General features: G+C 51.8%; 18 protein-coding genes, 2 tRNA genes and 2 pseudogenes. 17 read left to right on the forward strand and 5 right to left on the reverse strand.

Features of this window, described 5'->3' with window-relative positions; translation table 11 throughout:
• From cbiK to ldtA, 11 genes are all read left to right on the forward strand, one after another.
• Positions 1–795 carry a sirohydrochlorin cobaltochelatase gene (cbiK, locus tag ACLJRU_RS05750; protein ID WP_023235038.1) on the forward strand — a complete coding sequence of 265 codons (795 nt, stop codon included), beginning with the start codon at positions 1–3 and terminating at the stop codon, positions 793–795.
• On the forward strand, positions 792–1,505 hold the full coding sequence (locus ACLJRU_RS05755; protein ID WP_023235037.1) for a cobalt-factor II C(20)-methyltransferase: 714 nt from the start codon (positions 792–794) through the stop codon (positions 1,503–1,505). Before cbiK ends, ACLJRU_RS05755 begins: the two co-directional genes overlap by 4 nt.
• Positions 1,502–2,239: a cobalt ECF transporter S component CbiM gene (gene cbiM / locus ACLJRU_RS05760; protein WP_000764336.1), complete on the forward strand. Its 738-nt coding sequence runs from the start codon at positions 1,502–1,504 to the stop codon at positions 2,237–2,239. The genes ACLJRU_RS05755 and cbiM overlap by 4 nt, the downstream gene beginning before the upstream one ends.
• 1 nt (position 2,240) lies before the next feature.
• Positions 2,241–2,522 (forward strand): energy-coupling factor ABC transporter substrate-binding protein, encoded by a 282-nt coding sequence (locus ACLJRU_RS05765; RefSeq protein ID WP_000753216.1) that lies wholly within the window; start codon positions 2,241–2,243, stop codon positions 2,520–2,522.
• Positions 2,509–3,186, forward strand: coding sequence for an energy-coupling factor ABC transporter transmembrane protein (locus ACLJRU_RS05770; protein ID WP_000147131.1), 678 nt, complete (start codon positions 2,509–2,511; stop codon positions 3,184–3,186). Before ACLJRU_RS05765 ends, ACLJRU_RS05770 begins: the two co-directional genes overlap by 14 nt.
• A gap of 8 nt (positions 3,187–3,194) precedes the next feature.
• Complete coding sequence (locus ACLJRU_RS05775; RefSeq protein WP_000881538.1) at positions 3,195–4,010, forward strand: energy-coupling factor ABC transporter ATP-binding protein; 816 nt, start codon at positions 3,195–3,197, stop codon at positions 4,008–4,010.
• Complete coding sequence (locus ACLJRU_RS05780) at positions 4,007–5,527, forward strand: cobyric acid synthase (RefSeq protein WP_023235036.1); 1,521 nt, start codon at positions 4,007–4,009, stop codon at positions 5,525–5,527. Before ACLJRU_RS05775 ends, ACLJRU_RS05780 begins: the two co-directional genes overlap by 4 nt.
• Positions 5,524–6,069 carry a bifunctional adenosylcobinamide kinase/adenosylcobinamide-phosphate guanylyltransferase gene (gene cobU, locus ACLJRU_RS05785; protein WP_000973145.1) on the forward strand — a complete coding sequence of 182 codons (546 nt, stop codon included), beginning with the start codon at positions 5,524–5,526 and terminating at the stop codon, positions 6,067–6,069. Before ACLJRU_RS05780 ends, cobU begins: the two co-directional genes overlap by 4 nt.
• Entirely contained in the window at positions 6,066–6,809 is a 744-nt protein-coding gene (gene cobS / locus ACLJRU_RS05790) for an adenosylcobinamide-GDP ribazoletransferase (RefSeq protein ID WP_000040005.1), read from the forward strand. The genes cobU and cobS overlap by 4 nt, the downstream gene beginning before the upstream one ends.
• Before the next feature lie 26 nt (positions 6,810–6,835).
• The gene (cobT, locus tag ACLJRU_RS05795; RefSeq protein ID WP_023235035.1) at positions 6,836–7,906 is read left to right on the forward strand and encodes a nicotinate-nucleotide--dimethylbenzimidazole phosphoribosyltransferase; all 1,071 of its coding nucleotides are present in this window, start codon (positions 6,836–6,838) and stop codon (positions 7,904–7,906) included.
• 77 nt (positions 7,907–7,983) lie between these two features.
• Positions 7,984–8,913 carry a L,D-transpeptidase gene (gene ldtA, locus ACLJRU_RS05800; protein ID WP_001540310.1) on the forward strand — a complete coding sequence of 310 codons (930 nt, stop codon included), beginning with the start codon at positions 7,984–7,986 and terminating at the stop codon, positions 8,911–8,913.
• Positions 8,914–9,138: 225 nt separating this feature from the next.
• Here the strand turns inward: ldtA and ACLJRU_RS05805 are convergent.
• Positions 9,139–9,214 (reverse strand) — tRNA-Asn (locus ACLJRU_RS05805).
• A gap of 159 nt (positions 9,215–9,373) precedes the next feature.
• Here ACLJRU_RS05805 and ACLJRU_RS05810 point away from each other — a divergent pair.
• The 4 genes and pseudogenes from ACLJRU_RS05810 to ACLJRU_RS05825 all read left to right on the forward strand — a co-directional run bounded on the left by ACLJRU_RS05810 (position 9,374) and on the right by ACLJRU_RS05825 (position 12,250).
• Positions 9,374–10,831 (forward strand): EmmdR/YeeO family multidrug/toxin efflux MATE transporter, encoded by a 1,458-nt coding sequence (locus tag ACLJRU_RS05810; protein ID WP_023235034.1) that lies wholly within the window; start codon positions 9,374–9,376, stop codon positions 10,829–10,831.
• Positions 10,832–10,971: 140 nt separating this feature from the next.
• Positions 10,972–11,047 (forward strand) — tRNA-Asn (locus ACLJRU_RS05815).
• A gap of 419 nt (positions 11,048–11,466) precedes the next feature.
• Positions 11,467–11,930: pseudogene (locus ACLJRU_RS05820) on the forward strand (STM2901 family protein).
• A complete protein-coding gene (locus ACLJRU_RS05825) occupies positions 11,924–12,250 on the forward strand; it encodes a DUF1493 family protein (protein WP_000228159.1) in 327 nt (108 codons plus the stop codon). The pseudogene ACLJRU_RS05820 and the gene ACLJRU_RS05825 overlap by 7 nt, the downstream one beginning before the upstream one ends.
• Here ACLJRU_RS05825 and ACLJRU_RS05830 read toward each other — a convergent pair.
• Positions 12,239–12,400: a hypothetical protein gene (locus tag ACLJRU_RS05830; protein ID WP_023888257.1), complete on the reverse strand. Its 162-nt coding sequence runs from the start codon at positions 12,398–12,400 to the stop codon at positions 12,239–12,241. The two genes, ACLJRU_RS05825 and ACLJRU_RS05830, sit on opposite strands and share 12 nt — an antisense overlap.
• Positions 12,401–12,445: 45 nt before the next feature.
• Here ACLJRU_RS05830 and ACLJRU_RS05835 point away from each other — a divergent pair, with 45 nt between their 5' ends.
• Positions 12,446–13,900, forward strand: a complete 1,455-nt coding sequence (locus tag ACLJRU_RS05835; protein ID WP_000428191.1) for an AMP nucleosidase — start codon at positions 12,446–12,448, stop codon at positions 13,898–13,900.
• 521 nt (positions 13,901–14,421) lie between these two features.
• Here ACLJRU_RS05835 and ACLJRU_RS05840 read toward each other — a convergent pair.
• Positions 14,422–14,595: a hypothetical protein gene (locus tag ACLJRU_RS05840; protein WP_001540301.1), complete on the reverse strand. Its 174-nt coding sequence runs from the start codon at positions 14,593–14,595 to the stop codon at positions 14,422–14,424.
• A gap of 47 nt (positions 14,596–14,642) precedes the next feature.
• On the opposite strand from ACLJRU_RS05840, the pseudogene ACLJRU_RS05845 reads away from it, so the two are divergent.
• A pseudogene (locus ACLJRU_RS05845) lies at positions 14,643–14,747 on the forward strand (DUF520 family protein); the annotation flags it as partial.
• A 57-nt stretch (positions 14,748–14,804) separates the two neighbouring features.
• Here the strand turns inward: ACLJRU_RS05845 and ACLJRU_RS05850 are convergent.
• Positions 14,805–16,535 carry a hypothetical protein gene (locus ACLJRU_RS05850; RefSeq protein WP_000669122.1) on the reverse strand — a complete coding sequence of 577 codons (1,731 nt, stop codon included), beginning with the start codon at positions 16,533–16,535 and terminating at the stop codon, positions 14,805–14,807.
• A gap of 56 nt (positions 16,536–16,591) precedes the next feature.
• Positions 16,592–18,286: an SEL1-like repeat protein gene (locus ACLJRU_RS05855; RefSeq protein ID WP_077916205.1), complete on the reverse strand. Its 1,695-nt coding sequence runs from the start codon at positions 18,284–18,286 to the stop codon at positions 16,592–16,594.
• Positions 18,287–18,323: the final 37 nt, after the last annotated feature.

Raw genomic sequence — 18,323 nt, forward strand, 5'->3', positions numbered from 1 at the left:
ATGAAAAAAGCGCTTCTGGTAGTCAGTTTTGGCACCAGCTATCACGACACCTGTGAAAAAAACATTGTGGCGTGCGAACGTGATCTGGCGGCGTCCTGTCCCGATCGCGACCTGTTTCGCGCCTTCACTTCCGGAATGATCATTCGCAAGCTTCGCCAGCGTGACGGTATCGACATCGATACGCCATTACAGGCTTTGCAAGAGCTTGCCGCACAGGGATATCAGGACGTGGCGATTCAGTCGTTGCACATTATTAACGGCGACGAATATGAAAAAATTGTCCGTGAAGTACAACTCTTGCGTCCGTTATTTACTCGCCTGACGCTGGGCGTGCCGCTGCTGAGCAGCCATAACGATTATGTGCAGCTAATGCAGGCGTTGCGACAACAGATGCCATCGCTCAGACAAACGGAGAAAGTCGTTTTTATGGGCCACGGCGCCAGCCATCACGCATTCGCAGCTTATGCCTGTCTCGATCATATGATGACCGCGCAGCGCTTTCCGGCGCGCGTCGGCGCCGTAGAAAGCTACCCGGAGGTCGACATCCTGATCGACAGCCTGCGTGACGAAGGCGTCACCGGCGTACATTTGATGCCATTAATGCTGGTGGCGGGCGATCACGCCATTAATGATATGGCTTCAGACGACGGCGACTCATGGAAAATGCGCTTTAACGCGGCGGGCATTCCGGCGACGCCGTGGCTGAGCGGGCTGGGAGAAAACCCGGCTATCCGGGCGATGTTTGTCGCGCATTTGCACCAGGCGCTGAACATGGCGGTAGAGGAGGCGGCATGAACGGTAAATTATACGCATTAAGCACCGGGCCAGGCGCGCCCGACCTGATAACCGTCCGCGCAGCGCGGATTCTTGGCTCGCTGGACATTCTGTATGCGCCCGCCGGTCGTAAGGGGGGCGATAGTCTGGCGCTGTCGATTGTGCGCGACTATCTCGGCGAGCAGACGGAAGTACGTTGTTGCCATTTCCCTATGAGCGCTGACGGCGCCGAGAAAGAAGCGGTCTGGAACGAGGTTGCCGCCGCGCTTACCGCAGAGGTGAAAGCGGGTAAACAGGTCGGTTTTATTACCCTGGGCGATGCGATGCTATTCAGTACCTGGATTTTTTTACTCCAGCGTATCGGCTGCCCGGAGTGGCTGGAGATTGTCCCCGGCGTCACGTCCTTCGCCGCGATAGCCGCCCGCGCGAAAATGCCGCTCGCCATAGAACAGCAATCGCTGGCGGTTATTTCTTGTACCGCGCCGGAAGCGGAAATAGCCCAGGCGCTACAACAGCATGATAGCCTGGTGCTGATGAAAGTGTATGGCCGGTTCGTTCGTATTAAAGCGTTGCTGGCGCAGACTGGCCTGCTGGAATGCGCCTTAATGATGTCCGAGGCCACGCTGCCCGGCGAGCAGTGCTGGCGCCATCTCCACGAGGTCAACGATGATCGACCGTTGCCCTATTTTTCGACCATTCTGGTCAATAAACAGTGGGAGTATGCAGAATGAAACTTGAACAGCAGCTTCGACAGTTGTCTTTCAGTGGACTGGCTGCAGCGCTATTGCTGATGGTTGTCCCGCAACAGGCGTTTGCGATGCATATCATGGAGGGCTTTTTACCGCCAGTGTGGGCGCTGGCCTGGTGGTTACTGTTTTTACCCTGCTTGTGGTATGGACTGGTGCGCTTACGGCGTATTGTGCAGGAGGATAATCATCAGAAGGTACTGCTGGCGCTGTGCGGCGCGTTTATTTTTGTCCTGTCCGCGCTCAAAATTCCGTCGGTAACGGGGAGTTGTTCACATCCGACCGGCGTTGGTCTGGCGGTTATCTTGTTCGGGCCCGGGGTGGTGGCGATTCTCGGCGCGGTTGTGCTGTTGTTTCAGGCGCTATTGCTGGCGCACGGCGGCCTGACGACGCTTGGCGCAAATGGAATGTCGATGGCGGTGATTGGCCCGGTTGTCGGTTATCTGGTGTGGAAAATGGCCTGCCGTGCCGGACTGCGCCGCGATGTCGCTGTTTTTCTGTGCGCGATGCTGGCGGATTTGGCGACCTATTTTGTGACTTCAGTCCAGCTTGGCGTTGCGTTTCCCGATCCCCATGCCGGAGCGACAGGGTCTGTTGTGAAGTTTATGGGGATTTTCTGCCTCACACAGATTCCTGTCGCTATTGCTGAAGGTTTATTAACCGTCATGATTTATGACCAGTTAACCAAACGGCAAGTGATTACCGTACAAGGACATTAAAATGAAAAAAACGTTGATGTTGTTAGCGATGGTGGTGGCGTTGGTGATTCTGCCGTTTTTTATTAACCATGGCGGTGAATATGGCGGTTCAGACGGCGAAGCGGAAAGCCAGATTCAGGCTCTTGCGCCGCAGTATAAACCCTGGTTTCAGCCGTTATATGAACCTGCCAGCGGTGAAATTGAAAGCCTGCTGTTTACCCTTCAAGGCTCTCTTGGCGCGGCGGTGATTTTTTATATCCTGGGGTATTGCAAAGGTAAACAACGCCGTGATGACCGGGCTTGATCGACTCAGCTATCAAAGCCGCTGGGCACACGTTGCGCCGCAGCGCAAGTTTTTGCTGTGGCTGGCGATGATGATACTGGCGTTTGTTCTGCCGCCTGTAGGGCAGGGCATTGAGCTGCTGATCATTGCCGGATTGAGCTGTTGGCTATTGCGCATATCCCTCTGGCGCTGGTGTCGATGGATGGCGATACCTTTTGGATTTTTGTTGGTCGGCGTGATAACGATTATCTTCAGCATCAGCCGCGAGCCGCAAATGCTGCTGGCTGGCATATCTGTCGGGCCGTACTGGATCGGGATTACCCGTGCGGGCGTGGTTACGGCGAATGACACGTTCTGGCGTAGCCTGACGGCGCTGTCCGCGACGTTGTGGCTGGTGATGAACCTACCGTTTCCGCAGTTAATTAGCTTGCTTAAGCGCGCGCATATTCCACGCCTGCTTACCGAGCAAATCCTGTTAACGTGGCGCTTTCTCTTTATTCTTCTGGATGAGGCGGTGGCAATCCGTCGTGCGCAAACGCTGCGTTTTGGTTATTGCAGCCTGTCGAACGGCTATCGATCTCTGGCAATGCTGACTGGACTCCTGTTTACGCGGGTGTTAATGCGTTATCAGCAAATGACCACCACGCTGGATATCAAACTGTATCAGGGTGATTTTCACCTGTAAGGACTATTATGCTTGCCACTTCAGACCTGTGGTTTCGTTATCAGGATGAGCCGGTACTTAAAGGGTTAAATCTGGATTTTTCGCTTTCGCCCGTTACCGGTTTGGTGGGCGCCAACGGTTGTGGGAAGTCTACGCTTTTTATGAACCTGAGCGGCCTGTTGCGTCCGCAAAAAGGGGCCGTGTTGTGGCAGGGAAAACCGCTGGATTACAGCAAGCGCGGACTACTGGCGCTGCGCCAGCAAGTTGCGACGGTTTTTCAGGACCCTGAACAGCAGATTTTTTATACTGATATCGATAGCGACATTGCGTTTAGTTTACGTAATTTGGGTGTGCCGGAAGCGGAAATCACGCGCCGCGTCGACGAGGCGCTAACGCTGGTTGACGCCCAACATTTTCGCCATCAGCCCATTCAGTGTTTGAGTCATGGGCAAAAAAAACGTGTGGCTATCGCCGGAGCGCTGGTGCTACAGGCGCGCTATCTATTGCTGGATGAACCCACTGCTGGTCTCGATCCCGCAGGGCGCACTCAGATGATTGCTATCATCAGGCGGATTGTGGCGCAGGGCAATCATGTCATTATCTCCAGCCATGATATCGATCTTATTTATGAAATTAGCGATGCCGTATACGTATTACGCCGGGGCCAGATCCTGACGCATGGCGCGCCTGGCGAGGTTTTCGCGTGTACGGAAGCGATGGAACAAGCGGGGCTAACCCAGCCCTGGCTGGTCAAACTTCATACTCAACTGGGACTGCCGCTGTGTAAAACAGAAACGGAGTTTTTTCATCGAATGCAAAAGTGCGTATTCAGGGAGGCGTCATGACGCAGGCAGTTATGTTGCAGGGGACGGCATCCGACGTCGGCAAAAGTGTGCTAGCGGCGGGTTTATGCCGCATTTTTTATCAGGATGGTCTGCGTACCGCGCCGTTTAAATCGCAAAATATGGCGCTTAATTCTGGTATTACGTCGGATGGTAAAGAGATGGGGCGGGCGCAGATTTTTCAGGCGGAAGCCGCGGGGATCATGCCAGATGTGCGTATGAACCCGGTGCTGCTCAAACCGACCAGCGATCGCCAGGCGCAGGTCGTGCTGATGGGGAAAGTGGCGACCAATATGGATGCGGTGAGTTACCATGACTATAAACCGCGTTTGCGTGAGCAAATCCTTGCGGTCTATAACAGCCTGGCGCAGGAATATGACGTTATTGTGCTGGAAGGCGCCGGAAGCCCGGCGGAAATCAATCTGCGCGATCGCGATATCGTCAATATGGGAATGGCGGAAATGGCCCAGTGTCCGGTTATTCTGGTGGCGGATATCGACCGGGGCGGCGTATTCGCCGCTATTTATGGCACGCTGGCGCTGCTGCATAAACAGGAGCGTGACAGAGTAAAGGGCGTCATTATCAACAAATTCCGCGGCGACGTGGCGCTACTCTATTCCGGTATCGAACAAATCGAATCGCTTACCGGCGTCCCGGTCCTGGGAGTGATGCCGTGGCTGGATGTGGATCTGGAAGATGAAGATGGCGTCGCGCTGCAAAACGATAAATATCGCGGTAACGCCCCCCGTGATATCACTATTGCCATTGTGCAACTGCCACATATTTCTAACTTTACGGATTTTAACGCTCTGGCGGCGCAGCCGGATGTGCGCATACGCTATATTCGCCGCCCGGAAGCGTTGACTGACGCTGATCTGGTGATCCTGCCGGGCAGTAAGAATACGCTGAGCGACCTCGCCTGGCTGCGCGAAAGCGGGATGGCGGATGCGGTATTGCAGACACATCGGCAGGGCGTGCCGGTGATGGGAATTTGCGGTGGCTACCAGATGCTGGGCGACACTATTGTGGATGAGGTGGAGTCGGGGCTGGGTACGCAGCCGGGCCTGGGGCTGCTTAATACGATCACTCGCTTTGCACAGGATAAAATCACGACGCAGGTTAACGCGACAATGTCAGGCGAGCTGCCCAGCTGGCTGGCTGCCGCGGCGGGGCTACCGGTACGCGGTTATGAAATCCACATGGGGGAAACGGTGCTGCAGGAAGGATGCTGTACGGCCATGACGTTACAGAAAAATGGATGCTCTGTGGCGGATGGCGCGGTCACCGCCGACGGACTGGCGTTTGGCACTTACCTTCACGGCCTGTTTGACAGCGATGCGTTTACCCGTGCGGTGGTCAATGGGTTACGGGCACGAAAAGGGCTTGCGCCGTGGGAAACGACTTTTTGTTATGCGGAGCATAAAGCGCGGCAATTTGATCTGCTGGCGGAAGCGATGCGGCAACATATTGATATTGATAAAATTTATACCATCATGCAACAGCATCAGGAGCCGGTATGATGATTCTGGTGACGGGCGGGGCGCGTAGTGGTAAAAGCCGTCATGCTGAAGCCTTAATTGGCGATGCGCCGCAGGTACTGTATATCGCCACCTCGCAGATTCTTGATGACGAGATGGCGGCGAGAATTCAGCATCATAAAGATGGCAGGCCGGCACACTGGCGGACCGCAGAATGCTGGCGGCATCTTGATACGTTGATTACCGCGGATCTTGCCCCTGACGACGCGATTTTGCTGGAATGTATTACCACCATGGTGACGAATCTGCTGTTTGCGCTGGGAGGCGAGAACGATCCCGAACAGTGGGATTACGCGGCGATGGAGCGCGCCATTGACGATGAAATTCAGATTTTAATTGCAGCCTGCCAGCGCTGCCCGGCGAAAGTGGTACTGGTGACAAATGAGGTGGGAATGGGGATCGTCCCGGAAAACCGTCTGGCGCGCCATTTTCGTGATATTGCCGGTCGGGTCAACCAACGACTGGCGGCAGCGGCGGATGAGGTCTGGCTGGTAGTCTCAGGTATTGGAGTCAAAATTAAATGAGTAAGCTGTTTTGGGCCATGCTCGCTTTTATTAGCCGCTTGCCCGTGCCGTCACGCTGGTCGCAGGGACTGGATTTCGAGCAGTATTCGCGTGGGATCGTGATGTTTCCCTTTATCGGGTTGATTCTGGGGGGCGTAAGCGGCCTGATTTTCATCCTCCTGCAATCCTGGTGCGGTATTCCGCTAGCGGCATTGTTCTGTATTCTGGCGCTGGCGCTGCTGACCGGTGGTTTTCACCTGGATGGGCTGGCCGATACCTGCGATGGCATTTTTTCCGCGCGCCGCCGTGAGCGAATGCTGGAGATTATGCGCGATAGTCGTCTGGGAACCCATGGCGGGCTGGCGCTTATTTTTGTGCTCCTGACAAAAATTCTGGTGGTCAGCGAACTGGCGTTACGTGGAACGCCAATGTTGGCGGCGTTGGCGGCGGCCTGTGCGGCCGGACGCGGCAGCGCCGTTTTATTGATGTACCGTCATCGCTACGCCCGTGAAGAGGGTCTTGGCAATGTATTTATCGGTAAAGTCAGCGGACGGCAAACCTGCATTACTCTGGGATTGGCGGTAATCGTCGCCACGGTATTACTGCCTGGTATGCAAGGGTTGGCCGCAATGGTGGTCACATGCGCGGCGATTTTCATCCTTGGCCAGTTGCTTAAACGTACGCTTGGCGGTCAAACCGGCGATACGCTGGGCGCGGCGATCGAACTTGGCGAACTGATCTTTCTGCTGGCTCTGTTATGAGCCGATTATTACGGACGAGACATCTTATGCAGACACTACACGCTTTACTCCGTGACATTCCTGCGCCGGACGCCGAGGCGATGGCGCGTGCGCAGCAACATATTGACGGCCTGCTCAAACCGCCGGGCAGCCTGGGCAGACTGGAAACCTTAGCCGTTCAGCTCGCAGGAATGCCGGGTCTTAACGGTACGCCGCAGGTAGGTGAAAAGGCGGTGCTGGTGATGTGCGCCGACCATGGCGTCTGGGATGAAGGCGTAGCGGTTTCGCCCAAAATCGTGACGGCGATTCAGGCGGCGAATATGACGCAGGGAACAACCGGCGTATGCGTGCTTGCCGCTCAGGCCGGTGCGAAGGTGCATGTCATTGATGTCGGTATTGATGCCGAACCTATTCCTGGCGTAGTTAATATGCGCGTCGCGCGCGGCTGCGGAAATATTGCCGTTGGCCCGGCGATGAGTCGCTCGCAAGCTGAGGCGCTTTTGCTGGAGGTTTCCCGCTACACCTGCGACCTGGCGCAACGCGGCGTGACCTTATTTGGCGTAGGGGAGCTGGGAATGGCGAACACTACGCCAGCCGCCGCGATGGTCAGCGTTTTTACAGGAAGTGATGCAAAAGAGGTGGTGGGGATTGGCGCGAATCTTCCGCCTTCCCGCATCGATAATAAAGTGGACGTCGTGCGGCGGGCGATTGCGATTAATCAGCCCAATCCGCGCGATGGCATTGATGTGTTGTCGAAGGTGGGTGGTTTTGATCTGGTCGGGATGACCGGCGTGATGCTTGGCGCGGCAAGGTGTGGCTTACCCGTATTGCTGGATGGTTTTCTTTCCTACTCGGCAGCGCTGGCGGCCTGTCAGATTGCGCCTGCGGTGAGACCTTATCTGATCCCGTCGCACTTTTCGGCGGAAAAGGGCGCTCGCATCGCGCTCGCGCATTTGTCTATGGAACCCTATTTGCATATGGCGATGCGGTTAGGTGAAGGAAGCGGCGCGGCGCTGGCGATGCCGATCGTGGAAGCCGCGTGCGCCATGTTCCACAATATGGGGGAGTTAGCGGCCAGTAATATTGTCCTGTCGGAGGGGAACGCAAACGCAACATAACCCGGGCGCACAACACCAGCCATGTGAGAAAAAAGCTATACTTAACGCACACCTGCCGCGACAAAGGAAGGGATATAATGCGTCGTATCACACCTTTTTTTCCGTTTTTCGTCTTGTTGGTAAGCCATTTCTCGCTGGCTATAAGCTATCCGTTGCCGCCCGAAGGCAGTCGTCTGGTAGGACAGCCTGTCACAATCGCCGTACCGCAGAACAATACTCAGCCCTTAGAGTCATTTGCCGCCCGCTACGGTCAGGGGCTGAGTAATATGCTTGAAGCGAATCCCGGCGTGGATGTGTTTTTACCTCAGTCTGGTTCCACACTGGTGGTGCCGCAGCAGTTGATTCTGCCTGACACCGTTCGTGAAGGTATTGTGGTAAACGTCGCCGAGATGCGCCTTTATTATTATCCCGCAGGCACGAATACGGTTGAGGTGCTACCTATTGGTATTGGTCAGGCTGGCCGTGAAACGCCGCGCAACTGGGTAACTGCGGTTGAACGCAAACAAGATGGCCCGGTTTGGGTGCCAACGGCTAATACGCGTCGGGAATATGCTAAAGAGGGAAAAACGCTGCCCGCGATGGTGCCTGCGGGGCCGGATAACCCTATGGGGCTATACGCAATATATATCGGCAGGTTATATGCCATCCATGGCACTAACACTAACTTTGGCATTGGCCTTCGCGTCAGTCAGGGCTGTATCCGTTTACGCAATGACGATATTAAATATTTATTCGACCATGTTCCTGTAGGAGCCCGCGTTCAGATTATCGACAGGCCCGTTAAATTTTCGGTAGAGCCGGATGGCAGTCGTTGGCTGGAGGTACACGAACCGCTTTCTCGCAACCGTGCTGAATTTGAGTCAGACAAAAAAGTTCCATTGCCCGTTACGCCAGTGCTGCGCACGTTTATCAAAGGGGATGACGTTGATACTTCGCGGGTTAATGAGGTGCTGGAGCGCCGTTCCGGAATGCCGGTCAACATTAGCGCGGGCAGGCCTGGCCTTTAAATATCCTGTCGCATTGCTGGTTTTCATGGGCTGGAGTATCTGTATTAGTAGTGAGTGTCATGGCAGGGGCTTCATTTTCTCAACGAACCGCTAGCCCTCCGATTAAGTCCCCAAAAACTATGGGCGTCAAAAAACCCGGCAAACCTTATCAGGTCAACCGGGTAAAGATAAGTTCTTGTTTTTTAAACGTCTCCGGACTCACCAGGATGTCCCGAAACTAAAATCTGGCTCCTCTGACTGGACTCGAACCAGTGACATACGGATTAACAGTCCGCCGTTCTACCGACTGAACTACAGAGGAATCGTGTGGGGTCGTATATTAGCGGCGGAAAAATTTTTGTCAAACTCCATTTAACCTCTTACAGATTCGATTGCGGGTTATCTCATCACTTTGTTGCATTTGCAGACATTTTTTCTGCAAAAAGCTTTGCAGCCTTACGATTTCTCGCTCATTATTGAAATGTGGTTTCAACTCTCTTCTTTAAGGTCCATTTTGAACGTCTCCACTGCCTTACGCCAGGCTGTCGTCCGTACGCCCTGGTATGCCAAACGCAAGAGCTACAAAGTGTTGTTCTGGCGTGAAATCACCCCACTTGCTATCCCTATTTTTCTGGAAAATACCTGTGTTTTGCTAATGGGCGTGCTCAGTACTTTTCTCGTCAGTTGGCTGGGCAAGGAAGCAATGGCGGGCGTGGGGCTTGCCGACAGTTTTAATATGGTAATTATGGCTTTTTTTGCGGCTATCGATCTTGGTACTACGGTGGTGGTCGCCTTTAGCCTCGGCAAGCGCGACAGGCGACGCGCAAGGGCGGCGGCGCGCCAGTCGCTGGTGATTATGACGCTATTTGCCGTTGTGCTGGCAGTGGTCATTCATTATTTCGGCAGTGAAATTATTAATATTGTCGCAGGCGAGGCGACGTCAGAAGTAAAGGGGCTGGCGTTAACGTACCTTGAACTGACGGTGCTGAGTTATCCGGCTGCGGCAATTGCGCTAATCGGTAGCGGCGCGCTGCGTGGGGCAGGGAATACGAAAATCCCGTTGATGATTAACGGCGGGATGAACATTCTCAATATTATCATCAGCAGCATCCTGATTTACGGGGCTTTCTCCTGGCAAGGGCTGGGTTTTGCCGGCGCGGGGCTGGGATTAACCATTTCGCGCTACATCGGCGCGGTAGCGATTATTTGGGTGCTGATGATTGGTTTTAATCCGGCGCTGCGCATTCCGCTGAAAAGCTATCTGAAGCCGCTGAATTTCGGCATTATCTGGGAAGTGATGGGTATCGGTATTCCGGCGAGCATTGAATCAGTGCTGTTCAACGGTGGCAAGCTACTGACGCAAATGTTTGTCGCCGGAATGGGCACTAACGTTATTGCGGGTAACTTTATTGCCTTTTCCGTGGCGGCGCTTATCAACCTGCCGGGTAACGCTCTTGGTTCGGCGTCGACTATTATCACCGGTAAGCGTCTTGGTACCGGGCAAATTGGTCAGGCAGAGCGTCAACTGCGCCATGTATTCTGGATGTCGACTATCGTACTTACGGCAATTGCCTGGGGGACGGCGCCGTTTGCGGGTCCGTTTGCCTCATTTTATACCCAGGAGCAGGACGTAAAAGAGGTAGTAAAAGTTCTGCTCTGGCTTAATGCTGCCTTTATGCCAATTTGGGCGGCCGCGTGGGTGTTGCCGTCGGGTTTTAAAGGCGCGCGCGATGTGCGATTTGCGATGTGGGTATCGATGCTGGGGATGTGGGGCTGTCGCGTTGTAGCAGGGTATACGCTTGGTATTGTGCTGGGTATGGGGGTTGTAGGGGTTTGGCTGGGGATGTTTCTTGACAGGGCCGTGCGTGGCGCACTGTTTTACTGGCGTCTGATAAGCGGGCGCTGGCTGTGGAGATACCCGCGCGTAAAGAGGGAGTAAGCGCTTTTTGCTGTGAAAATCATCAGGAAACGGTGAATTTTAACCGAAGTGTGGAATAAAGCAGCAAACGAACTTTTTTTGTGAAAACAGGCTTTGACAAGCCGGGGGCACCTCGTTAATATTCGCCCCGTTCACACGATTCCTCTGTAGTTCAGTCGGTAGAACGGCGGACTGTTAATCCGTATGTCACTGGTTCGAGTCCAGTCAGAGGAGCCAGATTTTAGTTTCGGGATATCCTGGTGAGTCCGGAGACGTTTAAAAAACAATAAATTATCTTTACCCGGTTGACCTGAGAAGGTTTACCGGGTTTTTTGACATCCATAGTTTTTAGGGGCTTAATCGGGGCCTCGCGGTTCGCTGAGAAAATGGAGCCCCCACCTATGGCATTAACCGATACCGCTATCCGCAAGATCAAACCCGTATCAGTATGCTGACATATAGATGTGTTCGGTTCAAACGGAGCGATCACACAAGCTTGCCAGGTGATGCCCCTGGTGGGAATCGCGACTGCCTCTTTCATCTGATTTCAGATATTTCCAGTGATCTTGATCCGTTCTTTCCCAAAAGATTGATTTCTTTCATTCGAAACAAGGATGTACAATAAGTAAACCAAAATAGTAACTATAGAGTTTCTAATGGATACAGTAGAAGAACTAAATGGAACATACTTCTATGCAGGAAAATCCAATCTGACTGCTGCCGAACTTCTGTTATGATTTTTTGTGAGAATACCGCAAGCCAGTTTGGGATTGGTGTTGCAGATTTCGGGGCTGTTGTTGCTTTGGCATCAGGTCGTAATAATCTTTGGACAAGGGCGAAACCCGCTGGAGCGACTAAAGGCACATCATACGCGTCCAGGACTGCACGTGCAGTGTTTAAAAAGTCAAAATTTCCCTTTGGAATATCCCTTCCGACATGGTTAGGCGGTTACACCCCGTGGACAGCCAGACGTGTTATGGTTCGTAACATTGCGCCGTTTGTTGGACGTTTCATTCCTTTGATCGGGGAAATTATCCTTGCCGCAGATGTGTCACAAATAACATATCGCACTATACGCGACTACAATACCATTGCTCGGGGCAATGATAAGTTATGGTAGACAATATTGAACAGCAAGTTTACGAGCTTGTACGGCCTTATGCTGGCACATATCTTTTCAACATTAAGCAAGTGGAATTAACACCAGAGATTGACCTTGATACTGATCTGAGCATTGATGAACTTGAAGCCGAAGATCTCATGAATAAATTCTTCGAGAAACTCAATGTCGAGCGAGGTAACTTCAGAATAGAAACCTATTTTCCTAATCACCCTTTTTCATGGCATCCGTTCAAGAAAACGGAGCCTGTACCCGTCCCAGATTTCACTATCAGCATGCTGATCGAGTCAGCAAAAGCCGGGAAATGGTTATATGACTAATTGTAATGAACTTAACAAATGGCTGTACCAGTACCCTTCTTTTTGAGCGATGATGGTGGCGCTAAGATAGTTCTCTTTTCTTTTTAAAGGGTTCATGTTTACTGCCGCCACCCTTACGCTAACCCCTTTAGTTTCCTCCTTTGCTGTCATACTATCGAATGACGTGCCTCACCTGTGAACGCTAAGGAGAATAATATGGAAAATAAAGGCACAAACCTAACGCCCGAGCAGGCGCTGGATCGCCTGGAGGAGCTATACGAGCAGTCGGTTAACGCGCTCCGTGAAGCCATCGCTGACTATGTTGATAACGGTACGCTGCCCGATCCCCACGCCAGGCTTAACGGACTGTTTGTTTATCCTTCGCTGTCTGTAAGCTGGGATGGCGCGACACCGAACCCGCCTAAAACACGCGCTTTTGGACGCTTTACTCATCCCGGCTGTTATACCACTACCGTTACGCGGCCTGCGCTATTTCGCGCTTATCTTCTGGAACAGCTTAACCTCGTTTACCATGATTATGGCGCGCATATTGCGGTAGAGGCCTCGCACCATGAGATCCCGTATCCTTATGTGATCGATGGCTCGGCTCTGACGCTGGATCGTTCTATGAGCGCCGGGCTAACGCGCCATTTTCCTACCACAGAACTGGCGCAGATTGGCGATGAGACGGCAGATGGTCTGTTCCACCCCGGCGAATTCTATCCGCTATCGCACTTCGACGCGCGTCGTGTTGACTTCTCGTTGGCCCGGTTACGGCACTATACCGGTACGCCGGTTGAACATTTTCAGCCCTTCGTTTTGTTTACCAACTACACCCGCTATGTCGATGAGTTTGTGCGCTGGGGATGCAGCCAAATTCTTGATCCTGACAGTCCCTATATCGCGCTTTCCTGTGCCGGCGGAATTTGGATCACGGCAGAAACGGAAGCGCCGGAAGAGGCTATTTCCGATCTGGCCTGGAAGAAGCATCAGATGCCCGCCTGGCACCTGGTAACGGCAGATGGGCAGGGGATTACGCTGGTAAATATCGGTGTCGGCCCTTCAAATGCTAAAACGATTTGCGACCATTTGGCCGTGTTGCGGCCTGACGTCTGGCTTATGATTGGGCACTGTGGAGGGTTACGAGAAAGTCAGGCGATTGGTGATTATGTGCTGGCCCATGCCTACTTACGCGATGATCATGTGCTGGATGCCGTTCTGCCGCCTGATATTCCTATTCCAAGCATTGCGGAAGTACAGCGTGCGCTGTACGACGCTACCAAAGCGGTTAGCGGAATGCCCGGTGAAGAGGTGAAACAGCGACTGCGCACGGGAACGGTCGTCACCACGGATGATCGTAACTGGGAGCTTCGTTATTCCGCATCGGCGCTGCGATTCAACCTTAGCCGCGCGGTCGCGATTGATATGGAGAGCGCGACGATTGCAGCCCAGGGCTATCGCTTCCGCGTGCCTTACGGCACGCTGCTTTGTGTTTCTGACAAACCTTTACACGGTGAAATTAAACTGCCCGGGCAGGCAAACCGGTTTTATGAGGGGGCTATTTCAGAACATTTGCAAATTGGTATTCGTGCTATTGATTTACTACGCGCAGAAGGTGATCGTTTGCACTCACGTAAATTACGCACGTTTAATGAGCCACCGTTTCGCTAACGAAATGAGCTGTCGCCTGCTGCTGGACAGGAGCGGAAGAGGCGTATTTATGTGATATGGAAAGTGGCTGAATGAAGCCTTAGCGGGAGGCGGTTCTATATCCCGTTAAGGCCTTATTGTGCCGCGGCTTCATCACCATCGCCGGAGACCTGTCGCCGATAATCGCGTCTACGTCAGGAAACGCGCCGGAAGGCGAAAACATTGCGCCGCACTTCACGCTCCTTGAGCGCCTGGCCCCACAAGCCCGGATTAACAAGCAGATACCGACCGTGAGAATCGATCAGCTTAAAGGGATTATCAGAAGGCTTGATACTGAGGATTTTCGCGTCGGACAGGGATATAGGGTGGTCACGCCATTATCGAACTCATAGCGCCACGAGTGGCGCGGAAAGCCTTCATCATCATAGTGGCGCACGTCGGTAAAGCGCACCAGCCGGTGCTCGCCGTTCCATTCAAATCGGTGCTCCCGGCACTGCGCCTTGCCCCAGCGGTCAGCGATGGGATTGCCGAACTCGTCGTACTCATAGTGGTGGTCTGCCCTGTAGCAGCAGGCGGTCGCCTTTGACTTTCGCCTGATGCTCGCCACCTTCGGGCGGCATGTTCATGCCCAGCTGGTTGTCGTCGTCGTCAAAGCTGAAGTCCTCGTGCAGGGCGTTCCAGCGCGGGTCTTCCGGCAGGCGGTGTTGGGTCAACATTAATATCTTGCGGTAATCTCTGTGGGTTTGGATTCGAATTTACGTTAGTGCGTGTGACCGGTAAATCCCGCGACGATCTGCAGGCAGCGATGGTGCTGATGCGCGGCGGCAATCTGGGCCAGCCGTTCCAGTTCAAAAACTTCCGCGATTGATTTTTCCCGCCCGCCGCCTTCCCGCATGTGAGAAAGGTGGCCGGGCGGGTAAATCGATTAAGGCGTGGCTTTTTTAGTCTCTGCGGCCTTGTTATACAACGCCTGAATCAGCGCCTGCTGTTCCGCTCCCGGTATGATACCCAATCTGTGAAAAATATTCCCAATCTGATAAAGCTGCTGATTACCGGTGTCGTCCTGGCGGGTAATCGACGCCTGCGTGGTTAATTTTTTCAGCGTAAAGGTAATATGTTCCTGACACTCGGGCGTGTTTTCAGAACAAATCTGGCGTAACAGCATCAGGTTTTTATTATCGACCCTATCTGCGTTAATCATCAATTCCCTTGCCTGACTCCACTGTTTTGCATTCATGTAGTGGTCGATCATCGCCTCCTCTTCGAGAGAGGGAACGTGCTGGTGTAACACCCGTTTGGCATTCACCGTGTCGTTGCCATAGCTGTAAAGCTCCGCAAGTCTTTGAAAGGAACGCGACATATCTTCATCAGGCCAGGCTTTTGCTTGGCTGAGGTAAATCGCCTCGGCGCTGACGGCTAATTTTTGCGCTGCCTCAGGATGACCAATTTCTTTGAGTACTTCACCCATTTCATTTGTTGCATCTTCCCATTCGGCGAACGTCAGGGTTTGCGCCTCGGCGGAGAGGGTTGCGATATGCTTTTCCGCCACAGCATTCTGCTTATGCTGAAAGAGATTCTTCAGCGCTTTGATTTTGTACTCGTAGCAATACCTGTCGTCGTAGCAGGTATATTCCGGCGCGCTCATCAGCAAATCGATACGCTTATTCATCAGCGCAACATCATCAAGCTTGCTTAATAAATCAATCAGCTCCATTTCAATGCGCGGCGAAGGGGCAAAATTGAATATTTTATCGACCTGCGTCACATAGGTTGAAAGCGTCTCCTGATAATTCTGTGTCAGCTCGTTTTTCTTATAAAAAGAGAGCAATCCCGGTAATGAATACTGGAAATAGCTTCCTTTATTGCCGGTTGCTTTGCGCAATCTCGCAGACAACGCCATCGCCTTCTCTTTATTCCCCGTGGCGTAATAGATCTCCATCAGGTCGAGATACTCCTGATAACGGTAGGCTTCAGCACTCGGTTGTTGAGCAATAGCCGTATCAAACATTTTCAGCGCGCTATCTGCGTAAACCAACGCCTTTGCGGTGTCGCCCTTGGCATGGTACTGCTTCGCAATAATAAGCAGCATTTTTAGTTGAGTATAAGGAACAACAATTTTATCAGCGTAATTTTCATTATAAATAGCGGCGGTTTTATCAGGATCTGAGTGCCAGGATTTTAAAACCGTGGCTAAATAAAAATTCCTCGCGTCGGCATTTTTGCTAAGAAGGGCTAAGGCTTTTTCAGGCTGTTTGCGATTAACCCAGCCATCAACGTAGCTCTCGTAGGCGGTAATGCTCGACGGTTTATCGAGACCAATTTTGGACAGGAAAACCATCGCGGCATCCGGGCTATTATTTTCAGCGATCCACGAGGCCTCATGGTTTAGCGAAAACTTCGCATCATTCGATTGTGTGTCCAGCTTTTTCAGTAATGCATCCGCACGGCTCATCGGGCCGTACATAAACAGTTCCCTGTGTAATTCAAACCAGGCTGCCTGCGATTTAAAAGTGGTGTTTTCATTTAAAGGGACGGCATTTTGCAGTTTCTGTTCGACAACTGACCAGACATCAGGCGATTGCTGACTTTGTGCAACGCTCTGATAAGAGTAAAAAACCGTGGCGGCTGTGAGTAATGTGGCGAATTTAAATTTCATAGCAACGTGTATCCTTTCAGTTCCGTTTGAATAGCCTCTTTACAGCAAAGTCATATTTACTTAGTTTGAGGCGTTAATTCCTTTAAGGCTGCCAGTTCAGGTTTGACGCCGCCTTTTACCGCCGCTGTAAGATGAAGTTTGGCTTTGTTGAGGTCTTTCTCAACGCCATCACCATTCCTGTACATGAGTCCAAGGTTATAGTGCGCCTGAGCATTTCCCTGGTCAGCGGATTTTTTAATCCACTTATAGGCTTCCGGCAGGTTTTTCGGCATTCCTTCGCCGATAAGATTTAAATATCCCACTTCTAACTGCGCATCACTTTCGCCAAGCTCTGCCGCTTTGAATAAATAGGAGAGATATTTTTTGCTGTCTTGCGCTACGCCATCACCGTCGTTGTACGCATAGGCCAAAAAGAGAAGCGCGCCGGGATGATTTTGCTCTGCGGACTGAGTTAACCATTTCATCGCCGCATCGTAGTTTGTGCATTCAAACTCGTACTTACCTAAATGATATTGCGCAGTGCTGTCACCCTGCTTTGCCTTATTGGTGACGTCAGTCGGCGCATATAGCTCTGAAAGCTCTTCATCGTTGTGGTAACAACGGATGTATTTTATGCCGTCTTCATCATAGGCTTCTTCTGTACCTTCCTTGTCGCCATCGACATAGGGCAGCGCACTTAAGACCTTACCCGTACGATCGTTAAACTCTCTTTTCAGGCCGTTTCTTTCATCATTAGCAAACATAACCTCTTCAACAAGTTTACCGGTACGTTCGCTCCAGCGGCGATCGGCTCCCTGCTTTTTATCGTCTTTATATTCGGTGGTATAGGTGAGTTTGCCCTGTTCATTCCAGTGCTTAGCGTCCCCATTTAGCATACCGTTTTTATAGGGATAGACTGATTCGCGGTGACCATTTTCGTACCACTTTTCGAAATCCCCGTCTAACACATCATGTTTATACATTTTGGATGAGGCAGGCTTTCCGTTGCTGAACCATTCTTTGACCGCACCATGTTTACGGCCTTCACTATCAAAAGAGGATTCTTCTTTGGGATGCCCATTTTCATACCAGCTCTGAGCAGAAAGCTGTTTGCCATTTTTATAGGTCGCTTTAGAAAGGAGTTTGCCCTCTTCACTGTATTGTTCGAACGTTCCGTCGTTTTCACCTTGGTTATTTCTGTGGTAAACACCACGAATTTTACCGGTAGAATAATATTCCGTACTGGTGCCGACAATGGTGCCTTTACTGTATGAATATTTCCCCTTTATTTTCCCATCAGGGAAATATTCAAATGCCGGGCCTTCCAGTTTCTGATTTAAATAGCTGTGTTTTTGTTTTAAAACGCCGTTATCATAAAAATGTGGGCATTCGCCATCTTTAATTTTACCTTGGGCAAAGTAACGTTTACTTTCAACGGCTCCGTTTTCATGGTATACGATGTATTCCCCTTCGGGTTGACCATCTTTAAACGTCAGCGTTTCCGCTATTTTGTCTTTTTCATCAAAGTAAGTTTCAGCTTTTCCGTCACGCTTATTTTGCGCATTATAATGATAAATACTTTTGAGATTGCCGCTTTCATAGAAAGATTTAAATACAGAAACACGTTGTCGGTTAGCGAAGTTTTCTTCGTTGGTATAGCCTTCAAAGGCTATCTGTTTACTTTGCATCACCTCCCCTGTTTCTTCTGAGGATTCCAGATACAAGCCGGTGACTTTCCATAATTTTTTCTCTTTGTCATAGGGGAGGGGCATATGGACTACTGTTGTTGCCTGACGTTTAACCATCGGT

Source organism: Salmonella sp. SAL00653 (assembly GCF_046552515.1).
In the GTDB taxonomy this organism is placed as follows: Bacteria; Pseudomonadota; Gammaproteobacteria; order Enterobacterales; family Enterobacteriaceae; genus Salmonella; species Salmonella enterica.